The organism is Collimonas sp. OK307 (assembly GCF_900113705.1).
GTDB lineage: Bacteria > Pseudomonadota > Gammaproteobacteria > Burkholderiales > Burkholderiaceae_D > Collimonas.
This window is the reverse complement of the sequence record NZ_FOQI01000027.1, coordinates 17,483-34,819: the sequence shown is the minus strand read 5'-3', so window position 1 is coordinate 34,819 and position 17,337 is coordinate 17,483. Positions and strand designations below refer to the sequence as shown.

The following is a 17,337-nucleotide window of genomic DNA, read 5'->3' as shown; positions in this document are numbered from 1 at the left end:
CATCGTGCCAACCGCCGCATACAGCAAAGTCCGTTTCGACAGGTTGTAATTGGCGCCGACCATGAACAGGCTGGCGCTTCCCGCGTCGTGATTGAGCTTGGCGTGGAACGCAGCACCGATCAATGTCCATGCCGGTGTCAGCACGTAGTTGGCGCCGATCCAGTAATGATTAATCTTGTCCGGAGCGCTGGGCGACGCGGTATCCGGGGCCGAGACATTCTCGTATCCGGCGAACATTTTCAACTGGTCCACGGTGAAGGTGCCGCCCACAATCAGATCCTTGGAAGCCGTGTAGACGTCGGTATAACGGCCGTTGGCATCGCGGATAACGTCATAGATGGCGCGCAGTTCGAGGCCGCCGGTGGTGTACACCAGCGAAATGCCGTCGCTGCGTCCATTTTTGGTGGAACCGGCCTGTTCGCCCAGACTGGTTTGCACCGTGGCGTTAAAGCCGCCCCAGGTTGGTGTCTGGTATTCGATGACGTTATTGGCGCCCGGCCAGTTGCGGCCCTTGACCAGATTCTGCGTACTCATGAATTGCTGGCCGGTAGGGTCGAGATTCCAGACGTCGTTGACGATAAACAGGTTTTTGCCGAATTTGATCGAACCGGCGCTACCGTTCAGGCCGACATAAGAACGCCGATTGAACAAGGCGCTACCGTTGGTGCTGCCGTTGGTGGCGTCAAAACCGGATTCCAGCAAGAAGAAGGCGCCCAATCCGCCACCCAGATCTTCAGTGCCCTTGAAGCCGATCATGCTGGTACCCCACTGATTACCCGATGCCCCCAGCTTGCTGCCAGTTTGTCCGGTCAGATTGCCTTTGGCGTCTTTCAGCGCAACATTGGTTTGATAATCGACGCCGGCGTCAACCCGGCCATAGATAGTGACGCTGGTTTGCGCCTGTGCCTGTGTGCAGGCAGCACCGATCAACATGGTGGTGGCAGCTACCTGCAACCATTGGAATGGTATTTTTTTCATGGTAAGTCCCCTGTTATAGTTAAATTTTGTTCGATCGCCCTCCTCTCAAGATCAGAGATAAATTCGGAGATAGATTCGAACCTTCGCTAGAAGTCGTCGATATTGCGAGCGCGCAGCAGAAAGCGACCGATAGTGGCGCTGACGGCGTCAGCTATCGGCAGGCCCTGTTACGGGAAACTGTTATCGCGCTTGATTGCCGAACCGGTGCAACATGGTGTTGCCGCTAGCCTGGCAGCACCGGTTCATGTCGGAGCCTGGAAGATCAGTCGTAAAGCACGGCTGCAATCTTAGGATCGTTGATGTTGCTCTTGTCGTACCAGTAGAACCCGGTATCGATCACCTTAGGCAATTTCTCGCCCTTGAGCGCCTTGACGGCAGCTTCTACCGTCTTGTAGCCGATGCCGACAGGATTCTGAGTGATGGCGCCGGCCATGCTGCCGTCGCGAATCGCATCTTTCTGCTGCTTGCCGGAGTCGTAACCGATGACTATCAGCTTGCGCTTCATTTCCTTGACGCCATTCAGAACACCGATCGCCGAGCCTTCATTGGTGCCGAAGGCGCCCTTGAGATGAGGATAGGCTTGCAGGATGGATTTGGTGATTTCAGTCGATTTCAGCTGATCGCCGGCGCCGTACTGGATGCTGACGATCTTGATCTTCGGATAGGCTTTCATGCGTTCGACGAAGCCGTCACGCCGATCGATACCGGTACGGCTGGTTTGGTCATGCGCCACTACCGCGACTTCACCCTCTTTACCGATCAGTTCCGCCATCTTGTCGGCAGCCAATCCTGCGGCAGCCTTGTTGTCGGTGGTGGCCGTGGTAACAGGAATATCGCTGTCCACACCCGAGTCAAAGGCGACAATCGGGATATGCGCGGCTTGTGCCTTTTTCAGCAATGGCAAGGCAGCCTTGCTGTCCAATGCCGCGAAGCCGATGGCTTTGGGTTTCTTGGCCAGCGCTGCCGACAGCATATCGATCTGTTTGTCGACCATGGCTTCGGTCTCCGGACCTTCGAACGATACCTTCACATTAAAATCCTTGGCAGCCTGCTCGGCCCCGGCCTTCACTGCTTGCCAGAACTGATGCTGGAAGCCCTTGGAGATCAATGGAATATAGGTTTCTTCGGCGCTTGCCGTAGCACTGAATCCAAGCGCAAACGCGAGGCCGATGGCAATATTGACTGCTCTTCTCTTTATCATTTCAAGTCTCCTTTTTGGTTATAAAACGGTGGGCGGTGACGCCTATGCCCTGAACTTCATGTACACGTACAGAACCTTTAACCTTATTCGAACCTTATTTGTCCCTGTTTCATTGACGACGGCGACGCAGGATATCCATGTAGACCGCCAGGATGATGATGATGCCGGTCACCACGGTTTGCCATTCCTGGGCGACGGACATCATGCGCAAGCCGTTGATCAGCACGCTCATGATGAAGGCGCCGATGATCGTGCCGAGCACGGTGCCGGTGCCGCCCGACAGCGAGGTTCCGCCGATGACTACCGCGGCAATCGCATCCAGCTCGTAACCTTGCCCCAAAGCCGGCTGCGCCGAATTCAGGCGCGATGCAATCAGCAGCCCCGCAATGCCGCAGATTGCGCCGCTGAAGGTGTACACGGCAACCTTCCAGAAATCGACATTCACACCCGACAGGCGTAGCGCTTCTTCGTTGCTGCCCAAGGCGAAGGTATAGCGGCCGAATATGGTTTTGTTGAGCACGATGCCCGCCGCAATCGCCACCAGGAACAGGATCAGCACGGCATTGGGAATCGGCAAGGCAGGAATCAGGTTACCGATCAGCGAATCCTGCGAGATGCTCGAAAATCCCGGCGTGTCATTGAAATAAATCGGCTTGGTGCCGGAAATCACCAGCGACAGGCCCTTGAGCAGCATCATCATGCCCAGCGTCGCGATGAAGGGAGGAATCTTGAACTTGGCCACCAGCACACCGGAAATCCAGCCGCACAACGCGCCGAAGACAATTGCGGCGACAATCCCGACGTAGATCGGCATTCCCCAGTAAGTAAGAAATACCCCGGCCATCACCGCACAGAAGGTCATCAATGTGCCTACCGACAAATCAATGCCGGCGGTGATGATGACGAAAGTGCAGGCAATCGCCAGCACGCCGTTGACGGCGGTGGATTGCAGGATGCTCACCAGATTGTCGACCTGCAGGAAATTGGGCGAGGCAAAACTGAAAAACACCAGCAATACCAGCAGGCTGGCAAACGCCAGCAGCTTCTGGCGCGTGGCCGGATGGAATATCTTTGCCTTGAGAGCGGCGAGTGCGCCCTGCCCGCCGATGGGCGGCTTTACTTGCGACAGGGGATTCTGGATATGTGCCATGTTCGTCTTCATTGAATGTGAGTTATTCGGGTATCGATTCAGGCTACCGCAGCTTCGCGCTGAGTCGCCAGCTGCATGATCTTTTCCTGCGAAGCTTCGGCCGCGGCGAGTTCGCCGGTGATGCGGCCCTCGCACATGACCAGGATGCGATGACTCATGCGCAGCACTTCAGGTAGTTCGGAAGAGATCATGACAATCGCTTTTCCTTGCTCTGCCAGGGTGTTGAGCAGCTTGTAGATTTCGCTCTTGGCGCCAACGTCGATGCCGCGCGTGGGCTCGTCGAAGAACAGGATGTCGCAATCCCGCAGCAGCCATTTGGCAATCACGATCTTCTGCTGGTTGCCGCCGGACAGCAGTCGTACCGGCTGATCGACTGATGGTGTCTTGATGCCGAGTTTCCGGACATATCCCTGGGCCGTATCGTGAATCGCGGCCTGATCCAGGAACAAGCCTTGTTTGAGGAAGCTGTTCATGCTGGATAAGGCGACGTTGGTCTTGACATCAAGCCCGGTGGCCAGGCCGAAGTGCTTGCGGTCCTCCGACAGATAGCCGATGCCATGCGCCACCGCATCCCTGGGCGATTTGATCGATACCTTGGCGCCGTGCACCAGGATCTCTCCGGCATCAAGGCGGTCGGCGCCGAAAATCGCGCGCGCCACTTCGGTGCGCCCGGCGCCCATCAAACCGGCAAAGCCCAGGATTTCACCTTTGCGCAGCGTAAAACTCACATCCTTGATAGTTACGCCCCGTTCCAGCCCTTTTACCTGCAATACGATGTCGTTGCCCGAGGTATCGGGAATTTCCGATCCACTGTTGTCGAGCTGGCGCCCCACCATCATGCCGATGATCGTCTCCATGGAGGTGGTGGCGGTAGGAACGGTCGCGATGTACTGGCCGTCGCGCATGACCGTGACGCGATTCGAGATCTGCCGCAACTCATCCATCTTGTGCGAGATGTAAATGATGCCGACGCCATGCGACTGCAATTGCCGGATGATGCGGAACAGATCCTCGATTTCAGCGTTGTTCAACGCCGCCGTGGGCTCATCCATGATGAGTACGCGCGAATCGAATGACAGGGCTTTGGCAATCTCCACCATTTGCTGCTTGGCCACCGTAAGTTCGCTCACCAGTGTGCCCGGATCCAGATCCAGGCGCATGCGCTCGAAGATCGCCTTGGTTTGCCGGTTCAATGCATCTTCGTCAAGAAACAGTCCATAGCGGCCACGCGGCTCGCGGCCGATGAATATATTCTGGGCTGCAGTCAGGTGATTCATCAGGTTGAGTTCCTGGTGAATGATGCCGATACCCAGCATTTGGGCGGCACGCGGCGTAGGAATCTCAACCGGAAGTCCTTCGATACGGATTTCGCCGCTGTCCTTCGGATACACCCCCGCCAATACCTTCATCAGCGTCGATTTTCCGGCGCCGTTTTCACCCATGAGCGCGTGGACTTCTCCACGCCGCAGATCGAACCTGCAGTTGTCGAGCGCCAGCACGCCGGGGAAACGCTTGGTGACATTTTCCAGGGAAATAATGGTTTCCGATGCCGGCGGCGACACCGAGTCAGCTGCGTGAACCTGGCTGTCGTCTCCGGAATTTTCTGATTGCGGCATGTCTACTCTCATTGCATTCAGGTCAACGCACGGTCAAGATGGCTATAACCGCCGTCTACGTATACCCACTGCCCCGTCGTATGTGCAGCGCGCTGCGACAAAAGAAATACGGCAGTGTCGGCAATTTCTTCTGCCGTGGTAAGGCGTTTCCCGAGCGGTATCTTGCTGGTGATGGAAGCGAGTTTTTCTTCAGGATGATCGAAGCTGGCGATCCAGCTCCGATACAGCGGCGTCATCACTTCAGCCGGAATCACGGCATTGACCCGCACACCATCATTAGCCAGCGCGGCGGCCCACTCACGCGTCAACGCCAGTTGCCCTCCCTTGGAAGCGCAGTAACCGCTGGTATTACCCTGGCCGGTCACGGCGGTTTTGGAAGATATATTGACGATGGCGCCGCGGCTGGCTTTCAGGTGCGGTACGCAGTAATGCGCCATCGTGTAGTAATGAATCAGGTTTTTTTCAAGCGATTGCACAAAGGCCGCCCGGCCAGCGTCGAGCCCGACGTTGTCATTGATGCCGGCATTATTGACCAATCCGTCCAGGTGTCCGAATTCTTCGACGGTTTGCGCAACGGCTTGCCGGCACTTGTCGTCATCCATCAGGTCGAGCTGGATAATGCGCGATTTTTCCTGCAGCGCCAGCAACGCCGTCTTGAATTCAGGCGCAGGCTGGCTCTTGCCAAAAATGACGGGGATCGCACCCTCAGCCGCCAGTAGCAGCGAGATCGCGCCACCTATTCCTGCACCGCCACCGGTAACGATCACCACTTTTCCTGCTAAATGCAGATCCATCTTGCCGTCTCCATTTTCACTTGTTTTTACTTATTATTTGCACTTACTCTTTATAGACCAACTGCCGGCAATTTCCAGATACCGGCCTGGATCGCCGGCCATTGTGTCAGTTAGCCACGAAACCGGTATTGCTGCAGCGATTCCGGTTTCATCGTAATCGAAAATCCCGGCGCGGTCGGCGGCATGTAGCTGGCGTTCCGTATGACGCAGGGATCGACAAAATGTTCATGCAGATGATCGACGTATTCGGTCACGCGCCCATCCATGCTGCCCGAAATGCAGACGTAATCGATCATCGACAGATGCTGCACATATTCGCACAAGCCGACGCCGCCGGCATGCGGACATACCGGTAATTTGTATTTTGCAGCCATCAGCAGCACCGCCAGGATTTCATTGACGCCGCCAAGCCGGCAGGAATCGATCTGCACCACATCGATCGCGCCACGCATGATGAATTGCTTGAAGATGATCCGGTTCTGGCACATCTCGCCAGTGGCAACCTTGACCGCGCCGATACCTTCGCGGATTTTCCGATGTCCTTCAACGTCGTCCGGGCTGGTAGGTTCTTCGATAAACCAGGGCTTGGCAAAGGCCAGCTGCTTGACCCAGTCGATCGCCTGGTCCACTTCCCAGACCTGGTTGGCGTCGATCATCAGGTGCCGTTCCTGGCCGATCACCTCGCGGGCGATGGTGACGCGGCGAATGTCGTCCGCCAGGTCGCGCCCGACCTTCAGCTTGATGTGGTTGAAGCCGCTGTCGACTGCTTCCTTGCACAGCCTGCGCAATTTCTCGTCCTCGTAACCCAGCCAGCCGGCGGAGGTGGTGTAACACGGATAACCGTTTTCCTTCAGTGAACGAATCCGTTCAGCCTTGCCCGGCGCCTGCTCGCGCAGCAAGGCCAGCGCTTCTTCTGGCGTGATGCAGTCGGTCAGGTAGCGGAAATCGATCGCGCGCACCAATTCCTCGGGAGACATGTCGGTCACCAGCTGCCACAATGGCTTGCCTTCGGCCTTGGCCCACAAATCCCAGACTGCATTCACCACCGCGCCGGTGGCCAGGTGGATCGCCCCTTTATCGGGACCGATCCAGCGCAATTGGCTATCGGAGGTGATATGGCGCCAAAAGCGGCCCATGTCTTCGCTGATCCATTCCAGCTTCAAGCCGATCACCAGATGTTCCATCGCCTTGATCGCGGCACAGCAGATTTCATTGCCGCGACCGATGGTGAAAGTCAGGCCATGGCCTTCCAGGCCTGGCTTGTCGGTTTCCAGAATGACGTAGGCGGCGGAGTAGTCCGGATCCGGATTCATCGCATCTGATCCGTCCAGCATTTGCGAAGTCGGGAACCGCACATCCAGTACGCGTATCGATCGAATTGTGGTCATCGTGTTTCTCTTTTTTCCGGTTCAAAGTGAGATGGTGCGTTGGCGTTGTTCGCCCAGGCCGTCAATCCCGAGTCGCATCACCTGGCCCGCGCGCAGATAGACCGGCGGTTTTTGCCCGAGGCCGACACCTGGCGGCGTCCCGGTAGAAATCACATCGCCCGGCTGCAAACTCATGAAGCGGCTCAGATAACTGACCAGCGCCGGAACCTGGAACACCATGGTTGAGGTATTGCCGTTCTGATAGCGATGGCCGTCCACTTCCAGCCACAGGTTGAGTGCGTGCGGATCCGCCACTTCGTCGGCGGTTACCAGCCACGGTCCGAGCGGACCGAAGGTATCGCAGCCCTTGCCCTTGTCCCAGGTGCCGCCCAGTTCGAGCTGGTATTTCCGCTCGGATACGTCGTTGATGACGCAATAGCCGGCGACATGCTTGAGCGCATCGGCTTCATCGATATAGCGCCCGCCGGTGCCGATCACCACGCCTAGTTCCACTTCCCAATCGGTCTTCAAGGAACCACGTGGAATTTCGACATCGTCGTCCGGGCCGCAGATGGCGCTGGTCCATTTATTGAACACCACCGGCTCCGCCGGCACGTCCATGCCGGATTCGGCAGCGTGATCGGAATAATTCAAGCCGATGCAGATAAATTTGCCGACGGCGCCCACGCATGGCCCCAGACGCAGGTCTTTCTGCGGTGTTCCTGCGACCAGCGGCAGGCTGTCCAAATTCAAGCCGCGCAACTTGTCCAGTTCTTGCGGTAGCAGATGGCGACCGGCAATATCCGCGATCACACCAGACAAATCGCGCACACGTCCTTGTGCATCCAGTACGCCTGGTTTTTCCTGGCCTTTATGGCCGTATCTCAACAATTTCATAGATTAGCTTTCACAGTTAACGAAGTCGTGTTCAGATTAGATGGGTGTCAGTTCGACCAGCCGCCATCGACAAGATGGATGGCGCCGGTGGTAAAGGCCGACTCATCGGAAGCCAGGTAGAGCGCCAAGGCGGCGATTTCTTCGGCCTTGCCGACTCTTCCCATCGGCTGGCGGGCGACGAACGCGGCCCGGACTTCGGCAATATCCACACCTTGCTGACGTGCCTGCTCCTTGATCCGCGCTTCCAATGAAGGCGATTCCACGGTGCCGGGACATATCGCATTGCATCTGATGCCCAGGGTGACGAAATCCGCAGCTACTGCCTTGGTCAGGCCGATCACCGCAGCCTTGGTCGTGCCGTATGCGAAACGGTTGGGTACGCCTTTGACGCTTGACGCAGCCGACGCCATATTGATGATGGAACCGCCGCCCTGCGCCAGCATTCCCGGCAACAGCGCGCGAATCATGCGGTACATGGAGGAGACGTTGATATCCCACGAAAACTTCCAGTCCCGTTCCGAGCAATCCAGGATGCTGCCGTGATGGACATAACCTGCGCAATTGAACAGCACGTCGAAATGCGCGCCTGATTGCGCCAGCGCTGCCACCGCCTCGGTGTCGGTGACATCCAGGTGCTGTGTGGTCAGTGCACCGCCGGCAGCGCGGGCAAGCGCGGCGGTTTCGTCCAATGTGCTCTGGTTGATATCGGTGGCCAATACCTGCGCGCCCTCTTTGGCAAACATCAAGGCGCTGGCGCGCCCTATGCCTTGCCCGGCCGCCGTTACCAAAATGCGCTTTCCTTGTAGTCTCATTGCAGCTGTCTCCAAATTATTTTATCTGGAACCTGAATGATCTCTGCCAGAGATCGGTCCATAGGTCCATTGGTTGGACCAATAATAATAGTTAAATTTCGGCTTTGCAATACATAATTGCGAGCCCTCACAGAATTACTTTTGAGCAATGTTGTGTCACAATACACGTCAAATAGTGACGGCACAACCGTCCCCATAGGTGCTAACCGATCCGGATCCGCTACCATGACCGATACCACTGCCTTGGCCCCTGGCCGCCCGCTATTCCAGATTACCGGATTCCGGTTCCGCCTCTGGCCGATTGTCCTGGCCGCCATCCTGATGCAAGCCATGCTGTGGCCTGCCCGCGAAGGCGCACGCTGGCTGTTCAAGCGCGAGGCCGATTTTTTTCATCATCAGATCTGGGCATTTGTCGGGCTAGCGGAGTTGTTCCAGATCACTGTGGGCCTTGCGGCCATCCTGCTGATGCGACGCTGGTTGCCGCAAGCGGATTCCAACCTGCGCTGGCCGCCGGTCCGCAGTTATGTCGGCCTGGCTCTGCTGATCGGCGTCGGCATGGCCGCGATCATGCTGGTGGCCGATTATTGGCCGCAACTTATCAGTCACACGGCGCCCAAACATGATTATGAAATGACGGCGGTCGGCATACCGGGATGGCTGGCCGTGATGTTCGCCGCAGGCCCCAATGAGGAGATCATCTTCCGCGGCGTGCTGGTGGGCATGCTGACGGTGCTGGTGCCCGGACGCGTACGGCTGGGCCAGTTCGAAATTCCGGTCGCCGGCGTTATCGTCAGCCTGCTGTTTGGCGCGGCGCACTACGGCAGCTTCTTTAGCGACCCGCTGTTTCAGGCAATCGCCCAGCAACTCTACGCTTTCGCCTTTGGACTGACTTACGTCTGGTTGATGGAGCGTTCGCGCAGCCTGCTGGCGCCAATGATCGCTCACGGCGTCGGCGACCTGCTGGAAGTGGCTGCGGTGATGCTGCTTTCAACGGCCTGGGCTTAATACTGAAAATAACCAGTACTTCATTGGCGAGCTTCCTTGATATAAGCAGCGCGTGCCGCCACCCCGGTGTTAGCGAAATCGGTGAACACACCGTCAATGCCGGCCCGGAAGAACGTCAGGAACTCTGCAGTCGGATCGCCCTTGTAGATACCGGCCAGATATTTCTGCTCATTGCGGAAAGTATAGGAATGTACGAACAAGCCGGCCTTGTGTGCATCGGCGATGAGGCTGGTTGGCGTCACCGTGTTGACGTCGGCCAGCGAGCCGGTGTACGGCGTGCCATCGACGTTGGTTGCTTTGAACGGTGAAATGGTAAGCGCCATGACCTGCGGTTTCCAAGGGCCGATGCCATCGGCATAGGTCTTGACTTCGGCCAGTCCGGCCGGCGTCAGCATGGCGCCGAAATAACGACCGTCGCCAGCCACAGTCCAACTGTATGGGCGGCCATCGACAAAGTTATAGACATCGTTAGTCTGGTAAATCATCTCGCCAGTCTTGTAGTTGACATCGTTGCCATCCACCAGTTGCACCATCTTCGTATTAAGGCCGGCTGACCGCATGTACTTCAAGCTGGCGGGATCGAAGCTCTGTACATAGATCGGCGCGCTCTTGCTGTTCAGGTTGTTGTCTTTGATGAGTTTAATGATCGCATCTTCAAACGGGTGCTTGCCGGTGCCACAACCGTTGGCAATTGCCTGCGCATTGTTCCAGTACGGATTCTTCGATTCGGGATAGATTGAAATGGTCCTGCCGCTGGCCGCGCTCTTGGCCTTGGCGATATCGATGATCTCTTGCATCGTCAAGATTGGATATTTTCCGTTCAGCGCCGTCGGCCGCTGATCACGTGCATCGTAGGTGGTGCCGCCGATCCATTGTTTCAGCTCGGCGACGGTGAAGTCGGTAATCGACCAGTCCCCAGTGTGATCCTCACCATCCACCACGAGCGATTTCAATACCGATTTCGGATCGTTAGGATCTGTCAGGTCGGTCAGATATTGTGCCGGGCCGCCATAGGTTGCGAGCGAGTAGCTGACGTTTACCAAAGTGCCTGGCACCGTACGTTTACGTGCTGCTACCGTGGCATTGGTCAGGGCCACAGTGGCTATATTCGTGTTGTCGCTAAGCCAGGGATTGTGGCGGGCCACCAGCACGCAGTCCTTGGTCAAATGAAGATCTTCTTCCAGCGAATCGGCGCCGGCGTCGGCCGCACCTTCATAGGATGGCTGTGTCTCTTCCGGATACAATCCTGGTAGCCCGCGATGCCCGATCACCAGCGGCATCGTACCATCCAGTGTCTGGAATTTGGCTGTCGCCAGGTTGCTGTCGCCACCGCCCCCGCCGCCACAGGCGGCCAACGCCGCAGCCGCAGCGAGCTGCGTCAGGATCAAGAGTGGACGGGAAGTGACGCAGGTGTCTAAGTGGCGCATGGCGATTTGGATTTGAGTTTTAACTCCGCCGATTGTCGGTACATTAGATGACTGCGTGATGACAGCCAGTTGTTTTTTGAGCTGGCCACGCCTGTTATGCATTTTCGCTCCTGACAGAAACCGACAGCAGAAGCAGTTAAGCTTTATCTTTTAAATATTCGGAATTTGCAAAAAATACAACAATGACAACCACCGAGAACACCGCACTGAAAGAAATCTTTGACAAGCGCCGGTTCCGTAGCGTGGCGCTTGATGTGGCCGCGATCTATCCGACATTCGACGCCAAGCGCTTTCTCAAGATTGCGCTGGACGGACTCGACCAGCTAACCCTGATGCAACGCCTGCGCCGCATGACTGAAGCTTTGCATGCAACCCTCCCGGCGGATTACCGCAAGGCGGTCAAGATCCTGCATACACTCGCGCCGGGTATAGATCACGGCTTCGCGACGCTGGTCCTGCCCGATTATGTCGGCCAATATGGCCTGGACGACTTCGACTGGTCGATGGACGCACTCAAGTATTTCACCAGCTTCGGTTCGTCAGAGTTCGCGGTGCGCGAATTCTTGCGCCGGGATCCGGAACGCGCGCTAGCCATCATGGAAGTCTGGTCGCGCGACGATAGCGACGCCGTGCGCCGCCTCGCCAGCGAAGGTTGCCGCCCGCGCCTGCCATGGTCGTTCCGGCTCGACGCAATCCTGGATAATCCTATGCTGGCGGCGCCGATCCTTGAAAACCTGCGTACCGACTCCAGCCTGTACGTGCGCAAATCCGTTGCCAATCATCTTAACGACGTGACCAAATCCGATCCGGACTGGGTACTGGAGCGGCTTGCGACCTGGGCGCTCTACAATCCGCAGACCGCCTGGATCGCCAGGCATGCGCTGCGTTCCTTGATCAAGGCCGGTAATCAACGTGCACTGGCGATGATTGGCGCCGGCGGTGCGCCCGAGGTGAAGATCAGCAAGTTTGCGGTAACGCCGCGCCAGGTTACCTTGGGTGAGCGCGTAACGCTGTCATTCGATCTGGCGTCGAAATCTACGGCGAGTCAGCGGCTGGTGATCGACTACAAGATGCACTACGTGAAAAAATCAGGCGCCACTGCGGCAAAGGTATTCAAACTCAAGGAATTGACTCTGGAAGGCGCGCAACGGGTGTCCATCGAACGTAGCCAAAGCATTCGTGATTTCACCACCCGAGTGCACTACCCGGGCCGGCATGAGGTCGAAATCCTGATAAATGGACAATCGCTGGCGCGGGGTTTCTTCGAATTGCGCCGCATGATCGATTGAATCGTTTTGCCTCGGCTTAACTGGCATTTCCTCAATATTTTTCATATTCTTTAATCAGGATAGAGCCAGTCTTATGTAGCAATCCTCAAAATGGCGGAAGAATTGGATGAAAAATGGACAGACCGCATATTTTTGCAAATCGAATAGAAGCAGCGGAAATCCTTGCGTTTCATTTGCTTGAATACAAAGGGCGCCTGCCATTGATACTTGCCATTCCCCGCGGCGCAGTCCCCATGGGAAAAGTCGTAGCCGATTTGCTGCTTGGAGAACTTGATATCGTATTGGTCCATAAACTCGGCGCGCCCTTGAATCCGGAGCGCGCGATCGGCGCAATCGACGAATCAGGCTGGACTTATACGCTGCCTTTTGCCGAAGAGTTTGGCGAAACGAAAAACTATCTGGAGGAAGAACAATTGCGGCAACTCCAGGCGCTGAGACAACGTCGCATGCGATTCACGCCGTTCAGGCGGGCGATTTCCCCATCTGATCGTACTGCCATTATCGTTGACGACGGAGTGGCGACTGGCGCGACCATGATTGCTGCACTGCATGCAGTCCGGGAAAAACATCCAGCCGAGCTGATCTGCGCGGTACCGGTGGCGGCGTCGGAGAGTCTCGAACAAATCAGGCAGTTAGCCGACAAAGTGTGCTGCCTCCATTCCTCTACAAATTTCTTTGCGGTCCAGCAATTCTATCGAGATTATCCGCAGGTCGAAGATGACGAAGTCATCAAGATACTCTCCCGGAGCGCCTCCCAGAACGGCTCCGGCAACGGCGAGGACTTGGCAACATAGAAACATCAGTGCTATGGCTGAGCTAAGTCTCGGCACCCAGACTGTCGGCAGCGTTTCATTTAATCCATCCGCTTCCGAGGTTGCCGTGAACACAATGCCCGACATATCCGCAAGACAATGGCTGAACAAGGTACCGCAAATCACCGTGCTGTTCTGGATCATCAAGATGATGTCCACCACCGTCGGTGAGACCGCTGCCGATTTCCTCAATGCCGATCTGCATTTCGGCTTGACCGTTACCACCGCGCTGATGGGCGTGTTGTTCGCCGTAGCGCTATTCTTCCAGATGCGCGCCCGCCGCTATATACCTTCGCTCTACTGGATTACGATTGTTTTCGTCAGCGTATTCGGCACCCTGATTACCGACAACCTGAGTGACCACCTGGCCGTGCCGCTGGCAGCATCGACTGCCCTGTTCAGCGTTGCTCTGACGGCTACGTTTGCCATTTGGTATGCACAGGAAAAAACTCTTTCCATTCAATCAATAGGCAATTTCAAGCGCGAACTGTTTTACTGGGTCGCGATCCTGTTCACATTCGCCCTGGGTACCGCTGCCGGTGACTGGGTGGCGGAAGGTTTGAACCTCGGCTACGCCAATTCCGCCCTGTTGTTTGGCGGCCTGATCGCCGCCGTTGCGGTTTTTCGCTATGTTTTCAAGGCCGATACGGTAGCCTGTTTCTGGATTGCCTATGTACTGACGCGCCCTTTTGGTGCCTCATGCGGTGACCTTTTATCGCAGCCGGCAAGCAATGGCGGCCTCGGACTAGGGGCAATCGAAACCAGCATGGTTTTTCTGGCGATGATTATCGGCATGGTAATTTATCTCTCGGTCGCCCCCAAACGCCTGGAGCAACAAGCTTGAAGCAGCAGCAGATTTAACACTGGCAAAGGAACTCACATGAATTCAACAAACGCACATCGTTTAAGCAAGGTTCCAGAAGTAACCTTGATCTTCTGGATAATCAAGATAGCCGCCACGACACTGGGCGAAACCGGCGGTGATGCCGTGTCCATGTCGATGAACCTGGGTTACCTCGTGGCGACCGTCATTTTCGCCGCAATCTTTCTGGTCGCCGTGTTTGCCCAGATCAAAGCGAAGAAATTTCATCCGGCCCTCTATTGGGCAACCATCATCGCCACCACGACAGTCGGGACTACCCTGGCCGATTTCGCAGACCGTTCGCTTGGCATCGGCTATGCGGGAGGAAGCACGCTGTTGTTCATCTTGCTGATAGGCTCGCTGGCAATCTGGTATCGCTCGCTCGGCTCGATCTCGGTCGACACAGTCAACTCGCCCAAGGCCGAGATGTTCTATTGGCTGACCATCATGTTTTCCCAAACCTTGGGTACGGCACTGGGCGACTGGACGGCTGATACCGCCGGCCTTGGCTATACCGGCGCCGCGCTGGTTTTCGGCTCGCTGCTGGCCATACTGGTTGTTGCCTATTACCGGACCGCCATATCGCGTACCGCCTTATTCTGGGCCGCATTCATCCTGACCCGCCCGCTTGGCGCGGTTGTCGGCGACTTCCTGGATAAACCGCTGACCGCCGGCGGCCTGGCGCTAAGCCGCTATTCTGCATCCGCGGCGCTGTTCGCATTCATCCTGACCTGCATATTGTTTTTCCGGCAAAAGCCCGCAACACAAGGCCATTGACGGCGGGAGGCGTTAGAATTGCTGCAGTGGTCCGGTTTGATGGAACCAGTTTCCATCAAACCGGACCGTTTGCGCAGCAATCGACCTGACCAGAAAACACATGCCTCCTGCACAAAATCCCGACCGGCTCCGCAGCTTTGTTACCGCTTTCGCTGCGCTGCTAGAACGCAAGCCGTCGGAAGCGCAGATCCTGCGCGACGGCGGCGCCTTGCTACAGCAACTGGTCGCGGTTGACGACTGGCTGCCGGATACCTACGCCCAAGCACAGCCGGAGCGCTATCAGCAATATCTGCTGCATGCCGATTCAGCCGAACGCTTTTCGATCGTCAGCTTTGTCTGGGGCCCGGGCCAGGCCACGCCGATTCACGACCATACGGTATGGGGCTTGATCGGCATGCTGCGCGGCGCCGAGTTTGCGCAAGCCTATAAGCGCACAGCCGACGGCCGATTGCAGTTGGACGGCGCGGAACTCAAGCTGACGCCGGGCACGGTCGAGGCAGTATCGCCAAACGTTGGCGACATTCACAAGGTGCGCAACGCGTTTACCGACAGCGTCTCGATCAGCATCCATGTGTATGGCGCCAATATCGGCGCTGTGCAACGCTCGGTATATACAGAAGACGGCGCTAGCAAAACCTTTATCTCCGGTTACTCCAACACCCGTTTGCCGAATATCTGGGACCGTTCCAAAGAATTGAAGACCTCATGACCATGGCCATCGACACTACCTGCGGCACCGACCCAGCTTTTACTACATGCACATTCCAACAGATTCATGCCGCGCTGCTGGAACGCAAGGAACTGGCATTGCTGGATGTGCGCGAGGAAGCGCCGTTCGCCGAGGCCCACCCTTTATTTGCCGCTAACCTGCCGCTGGGACGTATCGAGCTGGAAGCCTATGCTCGCATTCCGCGACGCGACACCTGTATCGTGGTGTACGACGACGGCGAAGGTTTAGCGCTGACCGCAGCGCAACGCCTGCGCCAGCTCGGGTACGGCACGGTGCATTTGCTGGCCGGCGGCCTGCAAGGCTGGCGCGACGCCGGCGGTGAAATTTTCCGCGACGTCAATGCTCCCAGCAAAGCGTTCGGCGAACTGGTGGAATCGCAACGCCATACACCGTCGCTATCGGCGCCCGAGGTCAAGGCTTTGCTCGATGCCGACGCCGATGTGGTGGTGCTCGATGCGCGCCGGTTTGAAGAATACAACACGATGAGCATTCCCGGCGGTATCAGCGTGCCCGGCGCCGAGTTGGTGTTGCGTGTACGCGCACTGGCGCCGCGCCCTGAAACCCGGGTCATTGTCAATTGCGCCGGGCGTACGCGCAGTATCATTGGCAGCCAGTCGCTAATCAATGCGGGCATTCCGAATCCCGTCAGCGCCTTGCGCAACGGCACCATAGGATGGACTCTGGCCGGACAACATCTGGAACAAGGCAAGACCCGGCGCTACTCGGATCATCCTCAAGATCCGGCCGGCAATGAGCATGGTGCGCAGGCAGTCGCGGCGAGCCGGCAGGTTGCAGATCGCGCCAGGGTCGGACGCGCCGACCTGGCGGCTTTGGAGCGATGGCAGCGTGAACCTGGCCGCACCACGTATCGGCTGGATGTGCGTACTCCGGAAGAATATGCCGCCGGCCACCTGCCCGGTTTCAGTTCGGCCCCGGGCGGCCAGCTGGTGCAGGAAACCGACCACGTGGCGCCGGTGCGCGGCGCCCGTATCGTGCTGGTGGACGATGATGGCGTGCGTGCCAACATGACAGCATCGTGGCTGGCGCAGATGGGTTGGGAGGTCCATGTATTGGATGGTTTGCACCCTGAACATTTCAGCGAGGCTGGCAATCCTGCCCCGACTTTACCGCCCGCGCCGCCGTGCGAATCGGTAACAGCGCAACAGCTTTGGCAATGGCTGCAAGATGCGTCAGATAAGCAGGACACGGTACTGCTCGATTTCACTAGCAGCGCCAACTACGTCAAGCGGCATATCCCCGGCGCCCGCTTCGCACTACGCTCGCAATTGGCTGAGATATTGCAACACACTGCTACGGCCAGACGCTACGTGCTGACTTGCGGCAACAGCCTGCTGGCTGGCTACGCGGCGGGAGATGTCCAACAACTTACAAGCCAACCGGTGTTTGTACTCGAAGGCGGGACCGCGGCCTGGATTGCTGCCGGATTACCGTTGGAAGCAGGTGAAACCGCAATGGCCTCGCCGCGCATCGACCGCTATCGACGCCCTTATGAAGGCACCGACAATCCGGTCGCCGCCATGCAGGCGTACCTGGACTGGGAATACGGCTTGGTGGCGCAACTCGCCGCTGATGGCAGCCATGGATTTTTCGTGATTTGAA

16 protein-coding genes are annotated in these 17,337 nt (G+C 57.1%); 7 read left to right on the top strand and 9 right to left on the bottom strand.

Going from position 1 to position 17,337, the window contains the following annotated elements:
- The 8 genes from BM205_RS23030 to BM205_RS22995 all read right to left on the bottom strand — a co-directional run.
- Positions 1–978 (bottom strand): porin (locus tag BM205_RS23030; protein ID WP_371326526.1); only part of this gene is annotated, 978 nt, incomplete at its 3' end.
- 262 nt (positions 979–1,240) lie between these two features.
- Positions 1,241–2,179, bottom strand: a complete 939-nt coding sequence (locus tag BM205_RS23025) for an ABC transporter substrate-binding protein (RefSeq protein ID WP_092417186.1) — start codon at positions 2,177–2,179, stop codon at positions 1,241–1,243.
- A 109-nt stretch (positions 2,180–2,288) separates the two neighbouring features.
- Positions 2,289–3,329 carry an ABC transporter permease gene (locus tag BM205_RS23020; protein WP_254784019.1) on the bottom strand — a complete coding sequence of 347 codons (1,041 nt, stop codon included), beginning with the start codon at positions 3,327–3,329 and terminating at the stop codon, positions 2,289–2,291.
- 38 nt (positions 3,330–3,367) lie between these two features.
- Entirely contained in the window at positions 3,368–4,945 is a 1,578-nt protein-coding gene (locus BM205_RS23015) for a sugar ABC transporter ATP-binding protein (RefSeq protein ID WP_254784018.1), read from the bottom strand.
- Between the two features lie 17 nt (positions 4,946–4,962).
- Complete coding sequence (locus BM205_RS23010) at positions 4,963–5,739, bottom strand: SDR family oxidoreductase (protein ID WP_092417185.1); 777 nt, start codon at positions 5,737–5,739, stop codon at positions 4,963–4,965.
- A gap of 110 nt (positions 5,740–5,849) precedes the next feature.
- On the bottom strand, positions 5,850–7,127 hold the full coding sequence (locus BM205_RS23005; protein WP_092417184.1) for an L-fuconate dehydratase: 1,278 nt from the start codon (positions 7,125–7,127) through the stop codon (positions 5,850–5,852).
- Between the two features lie 21 nt (positions 7,128–7,148).
- Complete coding sequence (locus BM205_RS23000) at positions 7,149–8,003, bottom strand: fumarylacetoacetate hydrolase family protein (RefSeq protein WP_092417183.1); 855 nt, start codon at positions 8,001–8,003, stop codon at positions 7,149–7,151.
- A 47-nt stretch (positions 8,004–8,050) separates the two neighbouring features.
- Positions 8,051–8,815 (bottom strand): SDR family oxidoreductase, encoded by a 765-nt coding sequence (locus tag BM205_RS22995; RefSeq protein ID WP_092417182.1) that lies wholly within the window; start codon positions 8,813–8,815, stop codon positions 8,051–8,053.
- Positions 8,816–9,040: 225 nt separating this feature from the next.
- Between BM205_RS22995 and BM205_RS22990 the strand changes: the two genes are divergently transcribed.
- Positions 9,041–9,820 (top strand): CPBP family intramembrane glutamic endopeptidase, encoded by a 780-nt coding sequence (locus BM205_RS22990; protein WP_092417181.1) that lies wholly within the window; start codon positions 9,041–9,043, stop codon positions 9,818–9,820.
- Positions 9,821–9,840: 20 nt separating this feature from the next.
- Here the strand turns inward: BM205_RS22990 and BM205_RS22985 are convergent, their stop codons facing one another.
- Complete coding sequence (locus BM205_RS22985) at positions 9,841–11,247, bottom strand: glycerophosphodiester phosphodiesterase family protein (protein WP_092417190.1); 1,407 nt, start codon at positions 11,245–11,247, stop codon at positions 9,841–9,843.
- A 182-nt stretch (positions 11,248–11,429) separates the two neighbouring features.
- Here BM205_RS22985 and BM205_RS22980 point away from each other — a divergent pair, with 182 nt between their 5' ends.
- From BM205_RS22980 to BM205_RS22955, 6 genes are all read left to right on the top strand, one after another.
- On the top strand, positions 11,430–12,536 hold the full coding sequence (locus BM205_RS22980) for a DNA alkylation repair protein (protein ID WP_092417180.1): 1,107 nt from the start codon (positions 11,430–11,432) through the stop codon (positions 12,534–12,536).
- 113 nt (positions 12,537–12,649) lie between these two features.
- Positions 12,650–13,330 (top strand): phosphoribosyltransferase, encoded by a 681-nt coding sequence (locus BM205_RS22975; protein WP_092417179.1) that lies wholly within the window; start codon positions 12,650–12,652, stop codon positions 13,328–13,330.
- A gap of 94 nt (positions 13,331–13,424) precedes the next feature.
- Positions 13,425–14,192, top strand: a complete 768-nt coding sequence (locus BM205_RS22970; protein ID WP_092417189.1) for a COG4705 family protein — start codon at positions 13,425–13,427, stop codon at positions 14,190–14,192.
- Between the two features lie 36 nt (positions 14,193–14,228).
- Entirely contained in the window at positions 14,229–14,987 is a 759-nt protein-coding gene (locus BM205_RS22965) for a COG4705 family protein (protein WP_092417178.1), read from the top strand.
- 100 nt (positions 14,988–15,087) lie between these two features.
- Positions 15,088–15,696 (top strand): cysteine dioxygenase family protein, encoded by a 609-nt coding sequence (locus BM205_RS22960; RefSeq protein WP_092417177.1) that lies wholly within the window; start codon positions 15,088–15,090, stop codon positions 15,694–15,696.
- A 2-nt stretch (positions 15,697–15,698) separates the two neighbouring features.
- A complete protein-coding gene (locus BM205_RS22955; RefSeq protein ID WP_092417188.1) occupies positions 15,699–17,336 on the top strand; it encodes a rhodanese homology domain-containing protein in 1,638 nt (545 codons plus the stop codon).
- The last annotated feature ends 1 nt before the right edge of the window (position 17,337 follow it).